Raw genomic sequence first — 19,765 nt, forward strand, 5'->3', positions numbered from 1 at the left:
GTGAGGCGGGGTTCGAACCCCGCCTCACCACCCACGACAACTCAGCCCAGTTCCTTGAGTTCCTGTTCCACCGCGGCCAGTTCCGCCTCCGACCCCTGCACCTTCGGCCCCTTGAACCACTTCCGGGCCGAAACCGCCCACCACAGGGCGGCCCCGCCCAGCACCACGAGGAAGGCGATCGGCGTGTAGTTGAACGAATCGGCGGTCACCGGCGAAACCTGCGGCAGCATGAAGAGCACGAAGATCAGCGCGACCCACACCGTCGCGACGATGCCGACCGGCTTGCCCCACTTGCCGAGCGTCCACGGCCCCGGCTCGAACGAGTCGCCACGGCGGACGCGCAGGAACACCGGGATCACGTACGCCACATACAGTCCCACCACGGCGATCGACGTCACCGCCGCGTAGGCCGTCGCGCTCCACAGGTACGGCAGGGCCAGCACCAGCGCGCCGCCCGCGGCGAGCCACACCGCGTTGGTCGGCGTCTGCGTGCGCTTGTTGATCCGGTGCCAGAAGCCCGATCCCGGGATCGCGCCGTCGCGAGCGAACGCGTAGATCATCCGCGAGTTCGCCGTCACCGACGCCATGCCGCAGAACAGCTGGGCGCCGATGCAGATCAGCAACAGGAACTTGCCGGTGACGGCGCCGGTGGCGTCGATGAAGATCTGCGCGGGCGGCACGCCGGTGGCCGAGCCGACAGCGCCGTCGTAGTCCTGGATCGCGAACGTCAGGCCGATCAGCAGGATCCAGCCGGCGACGAGCGAGACGACGATCGACATGACGATGCCGCGCGGCCCGGCCGTTGCCGCGCTCTTCGTCTCCTCGGTCATGTGCGCGGACGCGTCATAACCGGTCAGCGTGTACTGCGCCACCAACAGACCCAGCGCGAAGACGTAGAACGCCGAGCCCCAGCCCGTCTGGTTGACGAAGCTGCCGAAGACGAACGACGCGTCCTGGTGCTTGGCCGGCACGAAGATCAGCACGCCGACGATCACCAGCACGCCGATGAGGTGCCACCACACGCTGACGTTGTTGAGGATCGCCACGATCCGCACGCCGAAGGTGTTCAGCAGGCCGTGCACCACGAGGATGATCGCCAGCAGCAGGATCGTGTGCCCCGGTGTCGCCTCGAAGCCGAACTGCAGGTCGAGGAACGCGTTGAGGAACAGCGCCGCTCCGAAGTCGATGCCCGCGGTGACCGCGATCTGGCCGATGAGGTTGAACCAGCCGGTGAACCACGACCACGCGGGTCCGGACTTGCCGGGCGCGAGCTTCGCGGCCCAGTAGTACAGCCCGCCGGCGGTCGGGTAGCTGGAGCAGACCTCGGCCATGCCGAGCCCGACCAGGATGACGAACAGCCCGACCAGTGGCCAGCCCCAGATCATCGCGGCCGGGCCGCCGGTCTTCATGCCGAAGCCGTAGAGCGTGAGGCAGCCGGAGAGGATCGAGATGATCGTGAACGAGACGGCGAAGTTCGAGAACGCCGACATCGTCCGTTTCAGCTCTTGCGCGTAGCCCAGCTGGTGCAGCCGGGCCGCGTCGTCGTCGGGGGTGGTCTGCTGGTCGGAAACATCCATCGGGCACCTCTTGAAAGGTATGCGGCCAGACCATTGAATTCGCCGAAGGTAGCCCCGGTCCCGGAGGGTGTCAAGCCTTCGTCAAGAACTCGTCCAGCCGCCGCAGCAGGGGCCCGCCACCTCGGTGGTCGTTCGAGATGAGGGTCGCGGTGAGCCCGGACGCCGGCTCGTGCGTGCTCCGGAACGTGACGCCGTGGTCGCCGCCCTCCAGCCGGACCACGCCGGGCCGGGGCAGCCAGAAGCCGAGGCCGTAGCCGTCGGCGTGCGGCCGCAGCATCCGCGTCACCCATTCGCTCGGCACGAGCCTGCCGTCGAGGAGCGCGGGCCAGAACTTCCGGAAGTCCGGTGCCGAGCTGTAGATCCCGCCGTCGCCGTGGCCCACGACCGGCAGGCTGAACACGTTGGTGCGGCCGTCTTCGAGGTAGCCGGTCGCCGTCCGGGCCGGCAGCGCGTCCGAGCGGAGGAACGCCGTGTCCGTCATCCCGGCCGGCTCGGTCACCCGGGTCCGCACGAGGTCGGCGAAAGGTATGCCCGCGATCCGTTCGGCGATCACCGCGAGGACGACGAACGCGCCGTTGTTGTAGCGGAACTCCCGGCCCGGTGGCGTGCGCTGCGGGAAGCCGTCGAGCGCGGCGAGGTAGTCGGCGGACGTGGCGAGCAGCGGATTCGGCGGCGGCTCGGCCTCTTCGTCGCAGTAGTCGCCGATCCCGGATGTGTGCGTCAGCAGGTGCTCGACGGTCACCGCGGCATCGATCAGCGGCAGGTCGGCGCCGAGGACCTCGCGCGCGGTGGTCTCCAGCTTCAGCAGGCCCTCGGCGACGAGGCCGACGACGACCAGCGCGGTGAACCCCTTGGTGCCGCTGGCGATCGCGAACCGCGTGCCGACGGTGTTTTCGATGCGGTGGGCGACGTGCGCGTACCCGGACGCTTCGGCGAGCAGCGTCTCGTCGCCGCGGCTGACCAGTACGACGCCGGAAAAGGGGGCTTCCATGGACACAGCGTCCACGGAAGCCCCCTTCGCGGCCAATCACTTAAGGGCAGAGTTACCGCCCGAGGAACGCGTGCAGCGCCTCCAGCGCGGTGTCCGGCTGGTCGGCGAAGAAGCCGTCGACGCCGGCCCGGAAGAACGCCGCTTCCTCGGTGAAGACGTCACCGTAGGCGTCCGGCTCGGCCGACGAGCGCAGGTTCGCGGGCAGGAACGGGTTCTCGTTCCGGAAGGTGTACGGCTGCACCTGCAGGCCGGCCTGGTGCGCGTCGGCGACGAGCGCGGTCGGCCGGGTCAGGTTCCCGGCCGCGTCCAGGGGAATGATCTGCGCCTTCTCCGGCCCGAGGTACTTCGCGTACTTCGCGATGTCACGCAGGCCCTGCGGCGTCACGAGGTCCTTGTACGTCCGCGGGTCGCCCTTCGCGACGAAGTCGGCCGGGGCGCCGGTCGCCGACGTCAGCTGCAGCAGCGGCGTCCGGACCTGCTTGTGCAGCGCGATCAGGTTCGACACCTCGAACGACTGGATGATCGCGGGCGCGTCCGGCCGGTCGAGGCCGTTGCGCTTGAGGATCGCCACCAGCTTCGGCTCGGTCGGGTTGCCGATGGTCTGGAAGAACGTCGAGTGCTTGACCTCGGGGTAGGTGCCGAGCGTCCGGCGCAGCTCCTTGCCGAGCCGCTTGGTCAGGTCGAGCACCTCCTGGTAGGAGGCGATCTGGTAGCGGCCGTTGTACAGCGTGTTGTGCGGCCGGTTCTGCGGGATCCGTTCGACGGCGCGCAGCGTCTTCAGCTCGGCGAGCGTGAAGTCCTGCGTGAACCACCCGGTGGTGGTGACGCCGTCGAGCACGACGGTCTTCTTCCGGTTCGCGAACTCAGGGTGCTTCGCGACGTCGGTGGTGCCGCCGATCTCGGGCTCGTGCCGGGCGACGAGCTGGCCGTCCTTGGTGGGCACGAGGTCGACGTCGACCCAGTCGACGCCCATCCGGTAGGCGAGCTCGTAGGAGGCGAGGGTGTGCTCCGGCCGGTACCCGGGCGCGCCGCGGTGTCCGATGATCACGGGGTCATGGTGGCCCCGCCCGTGCGCGGCCGCATCGGCGGACCCGCTCTCGGCGGCATTCGCCGACCCGATCGCGAACCCGGTGACGCTGAGCAACGCCAGCCCGGCCAGTGCCAGGACGCCGACACGTTTGCGCTTCATCTCGTGACCTCTTTTCACACAGGGTGTGCCCTGGATGTACTCGCGCCACCCTCGATGTCGCAAGCGTCCGAAGTACGTACCTGGCCGGTCGAACCGGTAAACGGCGCGTGGACTCCTGTTCGCGGGCGAGCCGCCCACCCTGTCGCGGAGCCACCGCGCCGGGCTCCCGGCGACGGCGCGATGTCCCCCGCGAACCCGGCCGGATACGCTGTGCGGCGTGCGCGTACTGGTAATCGGCTCCGGCGCCCGGGAGCATGCACTCGTCCTCGCGGCGTCCGGCGACCCCGCGGTCACGGCCCTGGCCTGCGCGCCCGGCAACGCCGGGACCGCCGCCGTCGCCGAGCAGCTCGGCGTCGACGCCGCCGACCCGGCCGCGGTCGCGGCGCTCGCGAAGAGCTGGCACGCCGACCTGGTCGTGGTCGGTCCCGAGGTGCCGCTCGTCGCCGGGGTCGCCGACGCCGTCCGCAAGGCCGGCATCGCCTGCTTCGGCCCCTCCGCCGCCGCCGCCCGGATCGAAGGCTCGAAGGCCTTCGCCAAGGACGTCATGGCTGCCGCGAACGTGCCGACCGCGCGGTGCGAGGTCGTCGACAACCCGGCCCGGCTCGATGCCGCGCTCGCGCGCTTCGGCCCGACCTGGGTGGTCAAGGACGACGGGCTGGCCGCCGGCAAGGGCGTCGTCGTCACGCGGGACATCGACGTCGCGCGCAAGCACGCCATCATGCTGCTCGACGGCGGGCACCCGGTCCTCCTGGAGTCCTTTTTGGACGGACCGGAGGCCTCGCTGTTCTGCTTCGTCGACGGCAACACCGTCGTCCCGCTGCTGCCCGCGCAGGACTTCAAGCGCGTCGGCGACGGCGACGCCGGCCCGAACACCGGCGGCATGGGTGCCTACGCGCCGCTGCCGTGGGCGCCGGAAAACCTGGTCGACGAGCTGGTCAGGACGGTCGTCCAGCCGGTCGCCGACGAGCTGGTGAACCGCGGTGCCCCCTTTTCCGGCCTCCTCTACGCCGGCCTCGCGCTGACCTCCGACGGTCCGCAGGTCATCGAGTTCAACTGCCGCTTCGGCGACCCGGAGACGCAGGTCGTGCTGGCCCTGCTGCGCACCCCGATCGCCGGGCTGATGCACGCCACCGCCACCGGCAAGCTCGCCGAGCACCCGCCGCTGGAGTGGGCGGGCGGCGCCGCCGTCACCGTCGTCGTCGCGGCCGACGGCTACCCGGGCAAGCCGCGCACCGGCGACATCATCACCGGAGCCGAGCTGGAAGGCGTCCTGCACGCCGGCACCCGCCGCCGCGACGACGGCGCCGTCGTCTCCGCCGGCGGCCGCGTGCTCTCGGTCGTCGGCACCGGCAAGACGCTCAAGTCGGCGCGCAAGCACGCCTACGAGATCGTCGAGAAGGTCCACCTCGCGGGCTCGCACCACCGCACGGACATCGCGTTGAAGGCGGCGAACGGCGAGGTCGGCGCCCCGGCGGCGAAACAGCGCGCCTGATTTCCACGGATCGGGGGAACCGGCCGGGCACACTCTTCGTCCAAACTCAGGCTGCCGCCACACCCGCGTTGGTAGCCTCGACGGGAGCCGGCCGGTCACTGTCCGTATGACGTCAGGGGAGAGCATGTCAGGACCCTCGTACGACCTCAGCTCGGCCGTCCCGGTGGCGCCGGCGGCCGCGGACGTCCTGGTCCACCCGGACAAGCTCCTCGACGTCGCCCGGATCGTCGAAGAGCAGGCCAACGCGCTCGAAGACCAGCTGCTGACCAAGCTCGGCCAGCTGCGGATCGACTCCCCGTCCGCGGACGTGATCAGCACCCAGTCGGTCCAGGCCTGGAACACCCTCATCGCCGACGGCGACCGCTCCTACGCGGGCCAGGTCCGCGAGTACGTCGCCGGCCTCAAGCGCCTGGTCGAGCAGCTGCGCGAAGCCGCGAAGGACTACAAGATCAGCGAAGAGGAGAAGGCGGCGGTGTTCGGTGACCGCGGCAAGCACGGTGCGTAACCGGATCGCCGGAGGCGTGCTCGCGACGGCGGCGCTCGCCGGCTGCTCCGCGGGCACCGAAGGCACGCCGTACCCGGTCGAGACGGCCGCCACGGCCGCGTCGCAGAGCGCCAAGGCGGCCCAGTTGCCGCAGCGCCCGGCCGACCTGTCGCTGCAGGGCGTCGAACTGTGCGAGATCTTCCCCCAGGTGCAGCTCGACGCGCTGAAGATCACCAGCGTGCCGCGGCAGGCGCCGGAGCAGGACGGCCCGACCTGCGTGTTCGACGCCGACGGCGCCGAGCCCGTGCACGCCTACCACGTCCGCGCGGTGCCGGCGGACCTCGAACAGTGGATCACCGGCACCCGCAAGAAGAACAGCATGACCACCGAACCGAAGACCATCGGTGGCTACCCGGCGCTGACGAACTACCGCGCGGCCGGCGACCCGGCCGACTGCGAGACGCTCGTCGGCGTCGCGAAGGGACAGACGCTCGCCGTCCAGACCTTCGCCATCACCCGCGGCAAGCTCACCCAGCCGCAGCTGTGCGACATGTCGGCCCACGCCGCCGACCTGGCGTTGCAGACCCTGAAAGCACGCAACTAGGGAGGGCGCGTGGAATTCTCCGAGCTCGCGGCCGGGATCCAGAACCACCGGTTCGACGGCTGGACCAACACCGCGATCGCCGACCAGATCACCCGGATGATCAACGGCGACGGCACCGGCAGCATCGGCACCGCCGTCGACGCGCTGAAGGCCGTCGCGACCGCGCTCGCCCACACCGACCAGACGCTGCGCGCGCAGCTGCTGGAGCTCGGCGTCGAGTGGCAGAGCCAGGCCGGCGGCGCGGCGAGCCAGGTGTTCACCGAGCAGGCCGGCTTCTCCCAGGACGCCACCACGAAGGTCGCGCACGCCGCGGAAATGGTGTTCGAGCAGGGCGAGGCCTTCAACCGCACCAAGTACAAGCTGCCGGACGCCGAGACGGTCCGGAAGGGCGCGGGCGGCTTCACCCTCACCGACGGCCTGCTGATGAGCCTGATCGGCTTCGAGACCGACCACGCTCGCCAGGTCGAGGCCGCGAACGACGCCAAGGCCCAGGCACAGCAGGCGCTGAACGAGTACGCGCAGCAGAGCGGCACGAACCTGCTCGCGACGCAGGCGCTGTCCGACCCGGAGTCGCTGAAGCTGGCCGCTCCCGGCATCACGCCGGGAGTGCTGGACGTCGCCGGCGCCGCGGTCGAGGTGACGCCGGACGGCGGCGTGAAGCCGGCTTCGGACAACGTCCGGTCGGTGCGCGTCGAACCGCCGGCGGTGCAGCCGGTCTCCCACACCGTCCACGCCGATCCGCCGACCCCGGCGTACGGCGTCGCGGCGCAGCAGCCGTCCGGGCCCGTGCGGCAGTCGCGGCAGACCGGCTCGGTGGGCGCCGCGCCCGCCGCCCAGCACACGACGCCGAGTTCGACGACACCGTCGAGCGCGAAGCCGCCGACGGTGTCGCCCGGCCCCGGCTGGGTCCCGGCCCCGGGCCGCGGCACGTCCGGCGATCCGTCCGGCCGCTTCACCCCCGGTCCGGCGGGTGGTGGCCACGGCGAGCCGTTCGTCCCGCCGGGCGCGCCCGGCGCGCTGCCGCCCGGCTCGGCCCCCGCGACGGCGCCGATCAAGTCGCTCGGCGGCGGTGGCGGCAGCGCCCCCGGCGGTGCGACCGGCATCGACAGCTCGGCCGGCCGCGGCCCGGACGGGTTGCTGGCCAAGGGCCGCACGGTCGGCGCGATGCCGCAGGCCCCGCTCCAGCCCGGCCAGTTCACCGGCGAACGCGGCTTCGTGGTGAAGCCCGGCGCGACCCCCGGCGACATCGGCGCGGGCGCGGCGGCGATCGGGGCCGGCGTGGCCGGCGGCGCGCTGAGCGGCGACAAGGAACGTCAGCGGCGCGAGAAGGGCCAGCCGAAGGGCCCGGTCCGGCCGTTGCCGGTGGGCGAGCTGCCCGAGGAGGAGGCCGTCGCGCTGCGGAAGTCGGAGCAGATCAGCCCGAAGCAGAAGCCCGGCGAGGCGAAGTTCCTGTCCGAGGCGGCACCGCGGGAGGAGGACGCCGAACACGTCCGCCGCTACGGCGTCGACGACCAGGACCTCTTCGCCGACCAGCGGATGGTTTCCCCCGACGTGCTCGGCGAACACGGCCGGGACGGTCGCTGACCGTGTCGCTCGTCTTGTCGGCCCTCGAGTTCGACGTGCTCTGGGAGTCCTTCGACCTGCCCCGCCGGCACGTCGCGCTGGACGTGCCGAGCGAAGGAACCACCCGCACCGAGCGGCTCGAGCTCGTCGAGTCGGCCTGGACGTCGCTGACCGAGCGGCGCCTGGCCCGTAACAAGCGGGTGTCCGGTGAACTGGCCGACCTGCTGCACCTGCTGGCGCGCCCGCAGTCCGCGATCGACGTGTGGGTGTGGGCCGAACGCGAGATCCGCGGCCGCGCGGTCAGCTTGCGCGGCCAGGCGGTGCTCGCGGTGGTGGACAATGGCGAGGTCTGGCTGATCCCGGCCACGGAGGACGGCCTCGCGGAGGCGGCGGTCTCGGTGGCGGGCGACCTGGGCCCCGGCATCGGCCAGACAGTCAGCCTCCCCTACGACGTGGTGAAATCCGCCGACGCGGCGGCGAAGGGCGACGCGAAGGGACTGGTCACGGCCCTGGAAGACCGCGGCGTGCCGTTGTTCCAGGCCCAGGAACTGTCGGGCATGCTGCTGGGCCAGGAGGCCCGCGGCCAGTTCGGCGCGGAACGCACGTCACGCGACGGAGTGGTCCACCGCGCGGACCGGGTGGTGGCGTTCTTCGACACGGACGCGGGCCGCTACCTGTTCCAGGTCGGCCCCGACCGCGACGGCCGCGAGTGGGCCACTGTGACCCCGGCGGACAACGCCCTGCTGGCGACGCGGATTCGTGAACTGGTGGCGGAGGCCTGATCCCCGCCGGGTGGAAGTTGGCCGGGAACCGTACGCGCGCCCCTCGGAAAGTCATAAAGTAAGCGCGGGAACCGTCCTGGTCATGACGACGTCCGAGCAGGCGGAGACAAGTTTCCGAAGGGGATGACGAACCGTGCCTGTCTACGACACCGAATCGATGGCCATTGCGGCCGGCCAGGTGGAGAAGCTCAAGGACGAGTTCGAGAAGTCCAAGCAGAAGGTCACCGGCCTGGACCACGAGAAGGAAAGCCCCTTCGGCGGGATGGATGAGACGGGCGACGCGCACGGCGCCGTCGGCAAGTTCAAGGACGGCGTGCACAACCAGTTCGACGCCGCCGGCAAGCACATGGAGGCGCTGGGGTTCGCCATGCGCAAGGCCGCGGGCCTGATCGCCGAGACCGACCAGGTCGGCGCGAGCGACCTCAAGCTGCACGTCGACAAGTGAAGTAGCAGGGGGCACCAGAGTGGGTTTGAACGGGGGCGGCGCCGGAACGCCGGACAACTGGGAAGCCTTCATGAAGAAGGTCGACCAGGTCGAAAAGGTCGATTTGGGAAAAATCACCGCGGCGGCCGCGCAGTTCCGCGAGGCCGGAAAGAACGCCGGTGACCACAACGCCTCTTTGAAGAGCTCCACCGACGCGCTGGACGCGAAGGTGTGGGCCGGGCCCGCGGCCGACGAGTTCTTCAGGTACGTCCGCCAGGTCCGCGACGCCGGCACCAAGGTGCAGACCCACCTCGAGGACGTCGCCAAGGACCTCGACGACCTCGCGAGGACCCTCGACCAGATCAAGAAGAACGTCGGGGACAAGCAGCTCGCCGCGGAAAAGGCCGTCAACGACCGCAACGCCAAGGCCGAAACCGACATCAACAACGCCCTGGCCGCGGCGAAGAAGGCGCACGACGAAGGCAAGCCGGGCCCCAGCCCCAGCGCCGACCAGATCCTGGCCACCGCGAAGACGGACATCCACAACATCACCGCCGGCTTCGAGAGCGACGTGACGGGCCTGCAAACCCAGGCCGACACGGCGATCAAGGCCTCCCAGAAGCTGATGTCCCAGCAGATCGAGGGCGGCTACGACCAGGTCCCGCTCCCGAACAGCTCCGCCTCGGCCCCCAAGAGCACGGGCGGCATCCACAGCAACGGCTCCTCCCACGGGGGCGGAGGCGGTGGTGGTGGCGGCGGAGGTGGCGGCGGTGGCCTCGGGCCGAGCGGTGGCCCGCCGTCCTCGCCGCCCCCGGGCAACGTCCAGCAGTGGATCCAGGAGGCGATGAAGGCTCTCCAGGCCGCGGGGATTCCGGTCACGGACGCGGACATCCCGAAGATCTGGGCGATCATCCAGCACGAGTCCGGCGGAAATCCCAACGCCATCAACAACTGGGACTGCGTACCGCTGGACACGCTGATCGTGACCAGGCGCGGGCTTTTGAAGCACGACGCGGTCGAGGTCGGCGACGAGACGATCGGCTTCAACCCGGCCACCGGGCGGAGCGAGTGGACACGGATCACCCGGGTCGTCCACCACGAAGACGCCGAACTGGTCCGGATGAGCAACACGCGCTGGCAGGCGACCACGACGCCGAACCACCGCTGGCTCAACCTGCCTCGGGTCAGCATCGGACGCACCGATCTGCCGGTGGTCTGCCCGGAGTGCGGCTGGGAGCCGCGGGCGGTGCGGCAGCCGGCGAACGGCGTCGCGGTGCACCGGCGCAAGAAGCACGGCTTCGTTTCGCCGAAGCAGGATCACCGCTACGCGAGGGAAGCCGGCTTCGTCACCACCGAGGACGTCCGGTCACGCGACCGGATCCTCCTGTCGGCACCGGCCGCGACCGAATCTTCCCTCGACATCAGCGTCTCCGAAGCCGCCATCCTCGGGTGGATCGCCGGCGACGGCCACATCGAGTCCCGCCGGCACCGGCCGACGATGTCGATCGCGCAGTCGAAGCCCGAAATGGTGGCGAAGCTCCGCAAGCTCCTCGACGGTGTGCCGCACGCGCTGTACGTCGACGATCGCGGCGGGTGCGGGCCACGGCACCAGTTCCGGCTGGACCACGACTACGCCCAGGACCTGCTGGTGCGCGCCGGGCATCCCCGGTCCGACGCGGTCGCTCAGGTGCTGGCGATGTCAACCACGCAGCGCGAGGCGTGGCTCGAAGCGATCACCGACGCCGAGGGAACCCGGTACGCGCGGCCCGGTTACTCGCAACCTCAGGTCGTCGTCTACCAGGCGCCCGGTGCGGTCCTCGACGCGATCGCGCTGGCTGGTTACCTGTCCGGCGCCCGGCCCCGGGTGCTGCCCGTGGAGCGGAAGAACCAGCCGGAGACATGGCGCCCCGAGTTCTCCGTGCACCTCAACAACCCGATCATCACCGGCGCTTTCCTGCGCAAGGAAGCCGCCGCGCGGGGTGACGTCTGGTGCGTGACCACGGAACTGGGCACGTGGACTGCTCAGGAAGGTGACCACATCTTCCTGACCGGCAATTCGAACGCCGCCGCGGGGCACCCGTCCAAGGGGCTCATGCAGTGCATCGACTCCACCTTCAACGCCCACAAGCTCCCCGGGCACGACAACATCTACAACCCGGTCGACAACATCATCGCGGGTGTCCGCTACTCCTTCGACCGGTACGGGAGCCTGGACAACGTGCCCGGCATCAAGGCCATGGCGCACGGTGGTGCCTACCGCGGCTACTAGCCTGACCCCATGGCCGACCTCGGAGCTTTCGCCGGGCCCGCGCTGCGGGCCGGCGTGCCGCCCTTCCACGTCATGGACGTCCTCTCCGCGGCCGGGTCCCGGCAGCGCAGTCACGGCGATCTCGTGTCGCTCGCCGCCGGGCAGCCGTCCGCGGCCGCGCCGAAGCCCGTGCTCGAAGCCGCGCGGAAAGCCCTGGAAGACAGCACCCTCGGCTACACCGAACAGCTCGGTATCCCGGAGCTGCGCGAAGCCGTCGCCGGGCACTACCGGAAGCGGTACGACGTCGACGTCCAGGCGCACGACGTCGTCCTGACCACCGGGTCGTCCGGGGGTTTCCTGCTCGCCTTCCTCAGCGCCTTCGACCCCGGCGCCAAGGTCGCCATGGCGCGGCCCGGCTACCCCGCCTACCGCAACCTGCTCTCCGTCCTCGGCTGCGAGGTCGTCGAGTTCGCCACCTCCGCGGAAACCAACTTCCAGCCGACGACAGATCTCCTCGACGAGCTCGGCCCGATCGACGGCCTGATCGTCGCCAGCCCGAGCAACCCGACCGGGACCGTGCTGCCGCCCGGCGAACTGGCCGCCATCACCGGGTGGTGCGCGTCGCACGGCGTTCAGCTGATCAGCGACGAGATCTACCACGGCATCTCCTACGGCGCCGAGCTCGACTGCGCGTGGCAGTACGGCCGGGAGCCGATCGTGCTCGGCAGCTTCTCGAAGTACTTCGCGATGACCGGGTGGCGGCTCGGCTGGATGCTCGCCCCGCAGCGGCTGCACCGCGCGATCGACGTCCTGACCGGCAACTTCACGATCTGCCCGCCCGCGGTTTCGCAGTACGCGGCCCTCGCCGCCTTCACACCGGAGGCCTACGCGGAAGCCGACGCCCACGTCGAGCGGTACCGCGCCAACCGCGACCGGCTCTTCGCCGGCCTGCGGCGCATCGGTCTCGACAAGCTCGCCCCGGCCGACGGCGCCTTCTACGCGTACGCCGACGTCAGCGCCTACACCGAAGACAGCCTGAGCTGGTGCCAGCGGCTGCTCGCCGACACCGGGCTCGCCATCACCCCCGGCGTCGACTTCGACCCGGTCGACGGCGGCAAGTACGTCCGGTTCTCCTTCGCCGGCAGCGCCGAGGACATCGACGAAGGCGTCCGCAGGCTCGGGGCGTGGCTGGCCAGGGGGAACCCTGAATAAACCCCGAACGTTGCCGTTCCGAGGGGAGTTTCACCGCGGCAGGTGGCAGTGTGGAGTCATCGGGCCGGCGGGGCCACGGGGAAGCATCGGAGGAGCCATGTTCTGGAAGATCGTCGGCGGCCTGATCGTCGCCTGGGTGGCGTTCATGGTGCTGGGCGCCGTGATCGGCTTCGTGTTCAAGGCCGTCCTGTGGATCGCGATCATCGGCGGCATCGCCTTCCTCGGCGCGGCCGGCTACAAGGCGATCAGCGGCAAGAAGGACTACAAGCGCATCAACCGTTACTGAGTCTCAGGGGATCCGCGCCACACCGCCCAGCGCCGTCCAGTTGACCGGCGTCAGCGGCGCCAGGCGCGGCCCGTCCGGCCACCACAGGTGCGGCGCGGTCAACCCGGGCTCGAGCAGGTCGAGGCCGTCGAAGAACGACGTGATCTCGGCCCGGGAGCGGTAGAGCGTGTCGAGCCCGGTGCGGCCGAACCTGTCCTGCAGGGACGTCGCGACGGCGGCCGCGTCGGAACCGTCGTCCGGGTTGTGCTGGTGCAGCAGGAGCAGGTACGAACCCGGTGCCAGCGCGCCGACGTAGGACTTGACCACCTGCTGCGCCTGCTGCAGGTCGGCGATGTGGTCGACGACGCCGCACAGCACCAGCCCGGCGGGCCGTTCGAAGTCGATGAACCGCTCGACCCCGGCGAGCGTCTCGCCGGGGTTCAACGGGTCGGTGCCGCAGATGTGCGTGAAGTCGTTGTCGACGAGGAGGGCCCGGCCGTGCGCCCCCACCACCGGGTCGTCGTCGACGTACACGACGTGCGCTTCCGGGTTGTACTTCTGCGCCACCTGGTGGGTGTTCTCCGCCGTCGGGAAGCCGGAACCGAGGTCGAGGAACTGGTCGACGTCGAGCCGCTCGGTCAGGTAGCGGACGGCGCGGACCAGCCACTGCCGCACTTCCCGTGCCATGGCCGGGGCTTCGGGGGCGATGGCCGTCAGCTGCCGCAGCACGGCGCGGTCGGGCTCGTAGTGGTTCTGCCCGCCCAGCAGCGCGTCGGAGACGCGCGCGTAGCTCGGCCGTTCGAAGTCGACGTGGGCCGACGGTCGTTCGCTCGCCATGCGCACCTACCGGGGGAGTGTGGGGACACTCAGCCTAGGACATGGAGATCACGGCGGGTAGGCGGCCGTGCGGTGCGGGTGAGCCCTCAGTCCAGCCAGGCGCGGGCCGCGTCGGCACCGTTCCAGACGTGGGCGCGGAGCCCGACCGCCCGTGCGCCGTCCACATTGGACTCGCGGTCGTCGAAGAACAGGCAGTCGGCCGGCTCGGCGCCGAGCTCGTCGAGCAGGAGGCGGAAGATCTTCGCGTCCGGCTTGACGCACCGGACGTCGCCGGAGAACAGCGTCACGCGGAAGTGCCGGGCCCAGTCCTGCGCGCGGACCCACGCGCCGAACGCCACCGGCGCGTTCGAGAGCAGCGCCAGGTTCGCGCCGGCCTCGGAGAGCGCTTCGAGCAGCGCCTTCGACGACGGCTCCAGGTGTCCCCAGCCTTCGACGTCGATGCGGGTCAGCTCGTTCGACAGTGCCTCGTCGACGGACGCGCCCACGGCGTTGCCGACCGCCTGCCAGTACTCGAGCGGAGTGCTGCCGGCGTCGTACGGGAGGCGGTACTCCCAGTACGCCGCCAGGAACTCCGGCAGCGGCGCGCGCATCGCCGCCGCGAGGTCGGGCAGGGCGGCGCTCGGCTTGCTGAGCACGTCGCCGTAGTCGAACACGATCCAGTTCACGGTTCCCCCAGGGTTTCTCAGACGCCGGATTTCATCCGGCGCAAGGCTTCTTCGACGTCGGCCGCGCTCAGGTCCCGGTGGGTGACGAACCGGACCTTGCCCGCCATCGGCACCGCGCGGATGCCGAGCGAGTCGAGCCAGGTCAGCGCGGTCGGGATGTCGGGCACCTCGGCGAGCACGATGTTGGTGTCGGGTTCGTTGGTCGGCCAGCCGTGCTCGCGCAGACCCTCGGCGAGCCGCTGCGCGTTCTCGTGCGACTCGGCGAGGTCGGGGATGCGGTCGAGGGCGATCAGGCAGGCCGCGGCCAGGACGCCGCCCTGCCGGACGCCGCCGCCGAGCATCTGCCGCATCCGGCGGGCCCGCTCGACGAACGCCGTGCTGCCCGCGACGACCGAGCCCACCGGCGCGCCGAGGCCCTTGCTGAAGCAGGCCGACACGGTGTCGACGCCGACGGTCAGCGCGGCCGGCGGCACTTCGAGCGCGACCGCGGCCTGCCAGAGCCGGGCGCCGTCGAGGTGGACGGTCAGGCCCGCTTCCTTGGCGACGGACAGCAGCTGGGCGTGCTCGTCGGGCGGCGTCACCGCGCCACCGGCCGCGTTGTGGGTGTTCTCGAGGCAGAGCAGCGATGTCCGTAATGTGAAGTATGGCCCGGGTTGTCCGATCGCGGCCGCGAGGGCGTCGGGCGATGGGCGGCCCGGGCCGCCGTCGTGCTCGAGGATGTCCGGCATCCCGCCGGCCAGCCACGCCGCCGAGCCCAGCTCGTTGACCAGCACGTGCGCGCCGCGGGTGGCGAGGAACCGGTCGCCGCGCTGCAGGTGCAGGCTCAGCGCGATCAGGTTGGCCATGGTCCCGCTCGGCACCCAGAGCGCCGCCGCCATGCCCAGGACGTGGGCCGCCCGCTCCTCCAGCGCCGCGACCGTGGGGTCGCGCTCGAGGACGTTGTCCCCGACCTCGGCGGAGGCCATTGCCGCCCGCATCGTGTCATCCGGCCGGGTGACAGTGTCGGAGCGGAAGTCCAGTACGGGCGGGGCGAAGGTCACGTTGCGATCACATCACACCCACGGCGTGGGGATCAATGAGGCCCGGAGTGGTGTGACCTGCTCGGTCCGTGCAACCGTGGACGCCCCTGATTCCGTCCTCGCGGGCGAACGACAAACAGAGCGGAGCACGACTGCGCGTGGACCAGCGCGACGAGCAGGAGTTCGCGGAGTACTTCGCCGCCAGGCGGGACGCCGTGCGCCGGACCGCGTACATGCTCTGCGGCGACTGGCACCGGGCGGACGACCTCGCGCAGACGGCGTTCGTGGCACTGCACCGGAGGTGGAAGAAGATCAGGGATCGCGCGGCGACCGACGCGTACGTCCGCAAGACGCTCGTCCGGGCGTCGATCGACGAATCGCGGCGTCCGTGGCGGCGCGAGTGGCAGACCGAGACGCTGCCGGAGCGCACCGACGACACGCCCGGCCTCGACGACCTCGTCGCGACCAGGGAAGACCTGCTCGCGGCGCTGAAGGAAGTGCCGCCCAAGCAGCGGGCGGTGCTGGTCATGCGGTTCTTCGAAGGACTCGACGTGACCGGCGCGGCGAAGGCTCTGGGCTGCAGCGAAGGCAACGTCAAGAGCCAGACCGCCCGCGGGCTGGCGAACCTGAGGCAGGTCCTCGAACGGGAGGTGGAGACCAATGGATGAGCAGGAGCTGCGCTCGTTGTTCTCCGCCGCGCCCCCGGACGCGCCGTCGCCGACGTTCACCCGGGACGACGTCGTCCGCGAATCCCGGCGCCAGACCGTGCGCCGCCGCAACCGGATCTCCGCGGGGGTGAGCGCCGCCGCGCTGGTCGTCGTCGGGTTCGGCGCGTACGGGATGCTCTCCGGGGGTACTCCCAAGTCGATGACCGCGTCGACGGACAGCGGCGTGCCCGCGCATTCCGGACCGGGGGCCATGCAACCCGGGGACGGGTCGATGCGTCCTGAAGTCGGTGGGGAGTCACCGAACTTCCCGGCCCAGCCACCTCAGCAGGGGGGTGCCGGGGACGGGAAGACCGGCCAGCTGGCCGAAGGCGCCTCCGGGTGCGAACAGGTGGACGGGGAGCTCGCCATTGCCCTCGCTGGCGAGCTCCCCGGCCACGTCTCCGCCGCGCAGGCCGTCCCGGGCGGCGCCTGTTCGACGGCGTCGCGGTCCGCCGGGTTCCCGGTGCCGGGCGGCGAAGTCGCCGCGGCGGTGTATCCGAGGGGCATCCCGGTGGTCTTCAAGTCCCAGCCCGCCGGCACGGTCACCGCGCAGCTGGGCACCGCGTCCGGTGGGGTGTTGGTGCTGGTCAGCGTGCCTGCTGCGGGAGCGACGGCGCCGTACGCGGGTCAGGTGGAGCAGTTCGCGCACGATCTCGCGCCCCGCTTCTGAGCCCGGGCCCGCCCGGTTGGCAGAATGACCGGCCATGACCGCTGCGACCACCCCGAAGGGGGAGAGACGGCGCGCCGCGCTCGTCGAGGCCGCCGCGAAACTGCTCGTCGAGGGCGGGTTCGACGCCGTGCGGCACCGGGCGGTCGCCGAGCGGGCCGGCCTGCCGCTCGCGTCGACGACGTACTACTTCGACTCGCTGGAAGACCTGGTCACCGCGGCCGTCGAGCACCACTCGAACGCCGAGCTGGCGACCGGCCGCCGCCGGCTGGAGGAGCTCGCGACCCGCAACCGCGGCGTGCAGGCCACCGTCGACCTGGTGCTGGACATGCTGCTCGGCCCGGAGAGCGGCGACCCGGCGGCCGACGCCGAAGCCGTCCTCCTGCGGTACGAGCGGCTGGTGGCGACCGGCCGCCGCCCGTACCTGCGGCCGCTGATGCGGACGCTGTCGGCGCAGCTCAACGAGCTGCTGACGGAGATCTTCGCCCGCTCGGGCACTCCGGTCACCGCCATCGAGCTGGAGCGGCTGGTCGCGCTGGTCGACGGCGCCGTCGTCAACGCCCTGATCGCGGTCGACCCGGAGCCCCGCGCGGCGGCGGCCCGGATGCTCCAGGCGGCGCTGGAGCCCGCCGCTCACGACCGGGCGCGCTGAGCTTTCTCCAGGTCTTCGCGGGCCTTCGTGACCAGGGTCAGCATCGCCTGTTCGGCCGCGGCCGGGTCGCCCGCGACGATCGCGTCGAACACCTTCCGGTGGCTTGGCACCGGGTCTTCCGCGGTCGAGGCGCCGTGCACCACCTTGTCGCGCTCGGCCAGCCCGATCGCGATGATCCGTTCCATCCGCATCAGGAAGTTGTTGTGCGTGGCGGCCATCAGCCGCCGGTGGAAGGCGAGGTCGGCCTGGACGCTCGCTTCCGGGTCGTCGCCTGCCGCGGCCATGTCCGCGAGCGCGTCCCGCAGCGCCTCGACGTCTTCCTCGGTCGCCCGCCCGGCGGCGATCCGGGCGGCGGCGGGCTCGACGACCGCCCGGACCTCGGTCAGCTCGTCGAGCAACCCGGGATCGTCGGCGGCCGCGGTCTGCCAGCGCATGACGTCGGCGTCGAGCATGTTCCACTTCTCGCGCGGCTGGACGAAGGTGCCGCGCTTCTGCCGGGCGTCGATCATGCCCTTGGCCGCCAGCACCTTCAGCGCTTCGCGCAGCGCGGTCAGGCTGATGTCGAGCTCTTCGCGCAGCGCGGGCAGGTCCAGGACGGTGCCCTCACCCCACTCGTCGGAGAGGATCCGGCTGGCCAGTGCCTCCACGGTCTGGCCGTGCAGCCCGCGTGGCCGGTGTTCGGTCAATGGAGGGCCCTCTCAGCAGGCAGGTGGTGACCGCATTATGGATGCAGGGTCAAGGCAGCGAAACCGGCAGCACGAACGTCGGCGACCCCGTCGGGTAGTACCGCAGCTCCGCCTCGCCGGACGCGGTCAGCGTGAACGCCGTGATGGCGTCCTCCGACTGCGCGGCCACGTAACAGGTCCCGTCCACCAACGCGAAGTGCCGCGGGTTCGCGCCGCAGGGCTGGTCGGCCACCGCGGCCGCGTCGTCCAGCGCGAACTCCGTCACGCAGTCCGGACCGCGGTTCGACACGTACAGGCGCGAGTCGGCCAGTTCCAGGTGGGCCACCAGGTTGGGCTTCACGGAGGACAGCGTCGACGGCGTCGACGCGACCAGCTCGAAGGCGCCCGGCGCCTTCTCCCGGACCGTGATCAGCGTGCCGGCCAGCTCGCCGACGACGTACGCCAGGTCCGTGCCCGGCCGGCGCACCAGCTGCCGCGGTCCCGTGCCCGGCGGCAGCGAGGACACCGCCAGCGGTTCGAGTTCGCCTGAGGACGTCAGCGTGTAGCTGCGGATTTCGTCCGTGCCCAGGTCGACCGCGCTCACGAGGGAACCGTCCGGCGACGGGACCGCCATGTGGACGTGCGCCGCTTCCTGGCGGTCGGCCACCGGGCCGCTGCCGCTGTGCTGGACCAGCGCGGTCCGGGCGGCCGGCTCGCCCGAGCCGGTCAGTGAGAACACCGCCACGCTGCCACCGGTGTAGTTGGCGCACAACAGGAACCGGCCGTCCGGCGTCACCGCCAGGTGGCACGGGTGCGCGCCGCCCGTTTCGGCCGTGCCGATGACCGACAACTCGCCCGACGGCGAGATGGCCAACGCCGTCACGCCGCCGTCTGCGGTCTCGTTGGCCGCGTACAGCACCGGCAGCGACGGGTGGCGCACCAGCCACGACGGCGATTCCAGCGGCAGCGAAGCCACTTCGCGCAGCGAGCCGGACGGCGACCGCGAGAGCGTCGTGATCCCGGTGCCGTTCCCCGCGTCGCCGGTGTAGCACCCGACGAAGACCAGCTCAGCCATGCGCGCTCCTCAACAGCGTCTCGACCCGGGCGGTGATCTCCGCGGCGGTGCCGCGGGTCAGCGCCGAGCCGATCCCGCAGGCGACCGCGCCCGCCGAGAGCCAGCCTGGCACGTCTTCGGGGCCGATGCCGCCGGTGGGCACCAGCGGGGCCTGCGGCAGCGCCGCCCGTACGTCCGACACCCACGACGGCCCGAGCGCCGACGCCGGGAACACCTTCACCGCGTCGGCGCCTTCCTCCAGCGCGCACGATTTCGGTCACCGAGCCGGCACCGGGGAGGGCCGCCGCGCCGTAGCGGTGCGCGGTCCGGATCACCGCGCTGTCCACCGACGGTGACACGAGGAACCGCGCCCCGGCGCGGATCGCCAGTACCGCGGACGTCTCGTCGAGCACCGTGCCGGCCCCGATCGTGGCGTCCGGGTAGGCGGCCGTGAGCTCGGCGATGGCGTCGAGCGCGCCCGGGTTCGTCAGCGGCAGCTCGACCGAGCGCAGCCCGGCCTCGAGGACTGCGCGGGCCGCCGCCACCGCAGACTCCGTGTCGCGCGTGCGCACGATTCCGACGACGCCCTGGCGCAGCGCGTCGGTCATGATTTCCCACCGGTGGTTGATGGCACAGTCTACGTTGTGAAATCTTAAATTAGGATTTAT

19 protein-coding genes and 3 pseudogenes are annotated in these 19,765 nt (G+C 71.3%); 13 read left to right on the forward strand and 9 right to left on the reverse strand.

The window, feature by feature from the left end; all coding sequences use genetic code 11:
• Positions 1-41: 41 nt before the first annotated feature.
• The 3 genes from I4Q55_RS03300 to I4Q55_RS03310 form a co-directional block, all read right to left on the reverse strand.
• On the reverse strand, positions 42-1,577 hold the full coding sequence (locus I4Q55_RS03300; RefSeq protein ID WP_206784468.1) for an amino acid permease: 1,536 nt from the start codon (positions 1,575-1,577) through the stop codon (positions 42-44).
• 70 nt (positions 1,578-1,647) lie between these two features.
• On the reverse strand, positions 1,648-2,583 hold the full coding sequence (locus I4Q55_RS03305) for a serine hydrolase domain-containing protein (RefSeq protein WP_307793097.1): 936 nt from the start codon (positions 2,581-2,583) through the stop codon (positions 1,648-1,650).
• A 37-nt stretch (positions 2,584-2,620) separates the two neighbouring features.
• Positions 2,621-3,757 carry a glycerophosphodiester phosphodiesterase gene (locus I4Q55_RS03310; protein ID WP_206784469.1) on the reverse strand — a complete coding sequence of 379 codons (1,137 nt, stop codon included), beginning with the start codon at positions 3,755-3,757 and terminating at the stop codon, positions 2,621-2,623.
• Positions 3,758-3,974: 217 nt separating this feature from the next.
• Here I4Q55_RS03310 and purD point away from each other — a divergent pair, with 217 nt between their 5' ends.
• From purD to I4Q55_RS03360, 10 genes and pseudogenes are all read left to right on the forward strand, one after another.
• Positions 3,975-5,249, forward strand: coding sequence for a phosphoribosylamine--glycine ligase (gene purD / locus I4Q55_RS03315; RefSeq protein WP_206784470.1), 1,275 nt, complete (start codon positions 3,975-3,977; stop codon positions 5,247-5,249).
• Positions 5,250-5,373: 124 nt separating this feature from the next.
• Positions 5,374-5,754 (forward strand): hypothetical protein, encoded by a 381-nt coding sequence (locus I4Q55_RS03320; RefSeq protein WP_206784471.1) that lies wholly within the window; start codon positions 5,374-5,376, stop codon positions 5,752-5,754.
• A 16-nt stretch (positions 5,755-5,770) separates the two neighbouring features.
• Entirely contained in the window at positions 5,771-6,337 is a 567-nt protein-coding gene (locus I4Q55_RS03325; RefSeq protein ID WP_206784563.1) for a DUF3558 domain-containing protein, read from the forward strand.
• A 9-nt stretch (positions 6,338-6,346) separates the two neighbouring features.
• Complete coding sequence (locus tag I4Q55_RS03330) at positions 6,347-7,921, forward strand: hypothetical protein (RefSeq protein ID WP_206784472.1); 1,575 nt, start codon at positions 6,347-6,349, stop codon at positions 7,919-7,921.
• A 2-nt stretch (positions 7,922-7,923) separates the two neighbouring features.
• The gene (locus I4Q55_RS03335) at positions 7,924-8,682 is read left to right on the forward strand and encodes an ESX secretion-associated protein EspG (protein WP_206784473.1); all 759 of its coding nucleotides are present in this window, start codon (positions 7,924-7,926) and stop codon (positions 8,680-8,682) included.
• A 133-nt stretch (positions 8,683-8,815) separates the two neighbouring features.
• On the forward strand, positions 8,816-9,127 hold the full coding sequence (locus I4Q55_RS03340; RefSeq protein ID WP_206784474.1) for a hypothetical protein: 312 nt from the start codon (positions 8,816-8,818) through the stop codon (positions 9,125-9,127).
• 70 nt (positions 9,128-9,197) lie between these two features.
• Positions 9,198-9,452: pseudogene (locus I4Q55_RS48950) on the forward strand (WXG100 family type VII secretion target); the annotation flags it as partial.
• 1,707 nt (positions 9,453-11,159) lie between these two features.
• Positions 11,160-11,375 (forward strand): annotated as a pseudogene (locus tag I4Q55_RS03350) (transglycosylase SLT domain-containing protein); the annotation flags it as partial.
• Between the two features lie 9 nt (positions 11,376-11,384).
• On the forward strand, positions 11,385-12,566 hold the full coding sequence (locus I4Q55_RS03355; RefSeq protein ID WP_206784475.1) for a pyridoxal phosphate-dependent aminotransferase: 1,182 nt from the start codon (positions 11,385-11,387) through the stop codon (positions 12,564-12,566).
• Positions 12,567-12,663: 97 nt separating this feature from the next.
• Positions 12,664-12,852, forward strand: a complete 189-nt coding sequence (locus I4Q55_RS03360) for a hypothetical protein (protein WP_091304819.1) — start codon at positions 12,664-12,666, stop codon at positions 12,850-12,852.
• A gap of 3 nt (positions 12,853-12,855) precedes the next feature.
• Here I4Q55_RS03360 and I4Q55_RS03365 read toward each other — a convergent pair whose 3' ends face one another.
• The 3 genes from I4Q55_RS03365 to I4Q55_RS03375 all read right to left on the reverse strand — a co-directional run bounded on the left by I4Q55_RS03365 (position 12,856) and on the right by I4Q55_RS03375 (position 15,373).
• Positions 12,856-13,668, reverse strand: coding sequence for an SAM-dependent methyltransferase (locus I4Q55_RS03365; protein WP_206784476.1), 813 nt, complete (start codon positions 13,666-13,668; stop codon positions 12,856-12,858).
• Between the two features lie 86 nt (positions 13,669-13,754).
• Positions 13,755-14,333 (reverse strand): HAD family phosphatase, encoded by a 579-nt coding sequence (locus I4Q55_RS03370; protein ID WP_206784477.1) that lies wholly within the window; start codon positions 14,331-14,333, stop codon positions 13,755-13,757.
• A 17-nt stretch (positions 14,334-14,350) separates the two neighbouring features.
• The gene (locus I4Q55_RS03375; RefSeq protein WP_206784478.1) at positions 14,351-15,373 is read right to left on the reverse strand and encodes a low specificity L-threonine aldolase; all 1,023 of its coding nucleotides are present in this window, start codon (positions 15,371-15,373) and stop codon (positions 14,351-14,353) included.
• Between the two features lie 137 nt (positions 15,374-15,510).
• On the opposite strand from I4Q55_RS03375, the gene I4Q55_RS03380 reads away from it, so the two are divergent.
• From I4Q55_RS03380 to I4Q55_RS03390, 3 genes are read left to right on the forward strand one after another with little or no spacing between them, the layout of a single operon-like run.
• Positions 15,511-16,020, forward strand: coding sequence for a SigE family RNA polymerase sigma factor (locus I4Q55_RS03380; RefSeq protein WP_206784479.1), 510 nt, complete (start codon positions 15,511-15,513; stop codon positions 16,018-16,020).
• A complete protein-coding gene (locus I4Q55_RS03385; RefSeq protein WP_206784480.1) occupies positions 16,013-16,729 on the forward strand; it encodes a hypothetical protein in 717 nt (238 codons plus the stop codon). The genes I4Q55_RS03380 and I4Q55_RS03385 overlap by 8 nt, the downstream gene beginning before the upstream one ends.
• A 34-nt stretch (positions 16,730-16,763) precedes the next feature.
• A complete protein-coding gene (locus tag I4Q55_RS03390) occupies positions 16,764-17,378 on the forward strand; it encodes a TetR/AcrR family transcriptional regulator (RefSeq protein WP_206784481.1) in 615 nt (204 codons plus the stop codon).
• Here the strand turns inward: I4Q55_RS03390 and I4Q55_RS03395 are convergent.
• From I4Q55_RS03395 to I4Q55_RS03405, 3 genes and pseudogenes are all read right to left on the reverse strand, one after another.
• Complete coding sequence (locus I4Q55_RS03395) at positions 17,360-18,064, reverse strand: FadR/GntR family transcriptional regulator (RefSeq protein WP_206784482.1); 705 nt, start codon at positions 18,062-18,064, stop codon at positions 17,360-17,362. The genes I4Q55_RS03390 and I4Q55_RS03395 overlap by 19 nt on opposite strands.
• 49 nt (positions 18,065-18,113) lie before the next feature.
• Positions 18,114-19,118 (reverse strand): beta-propeller fold lactonase family protein, encoded by a 1,005-nt coding sequence (locus I4Q55_RS03400; protein WP_206784483.1) that lies wholly within the window; start codon positions 19,116-19,118, stop codon positions 18,114-18,116.
• Positions 19,111-19,705, reverse strand: a pseudogene (locus I4Q55_RS03405) (bifunctional 4-hydroxy-2-oxoglutarate aldolase/2-dehydro-3-deoxy-phosphogluconate aldolase). Before I4Q55_RS03405 ends, I4Q55_RS03400 begins: the two are co-directional and overlap by 8 nt.
• Between the last annotated feature and the right edge of the window lie 60 nt (positions 19,706-19,765).

This window comes from Amycolatopsis sp. MtRt-6 (assembly GCF_017308975.1).
GTDB lineage: Bacteria > Actinomycetota > Actinomycetes > Mycobacteriales > Pseudonocardiaceae > Amycolatopsis.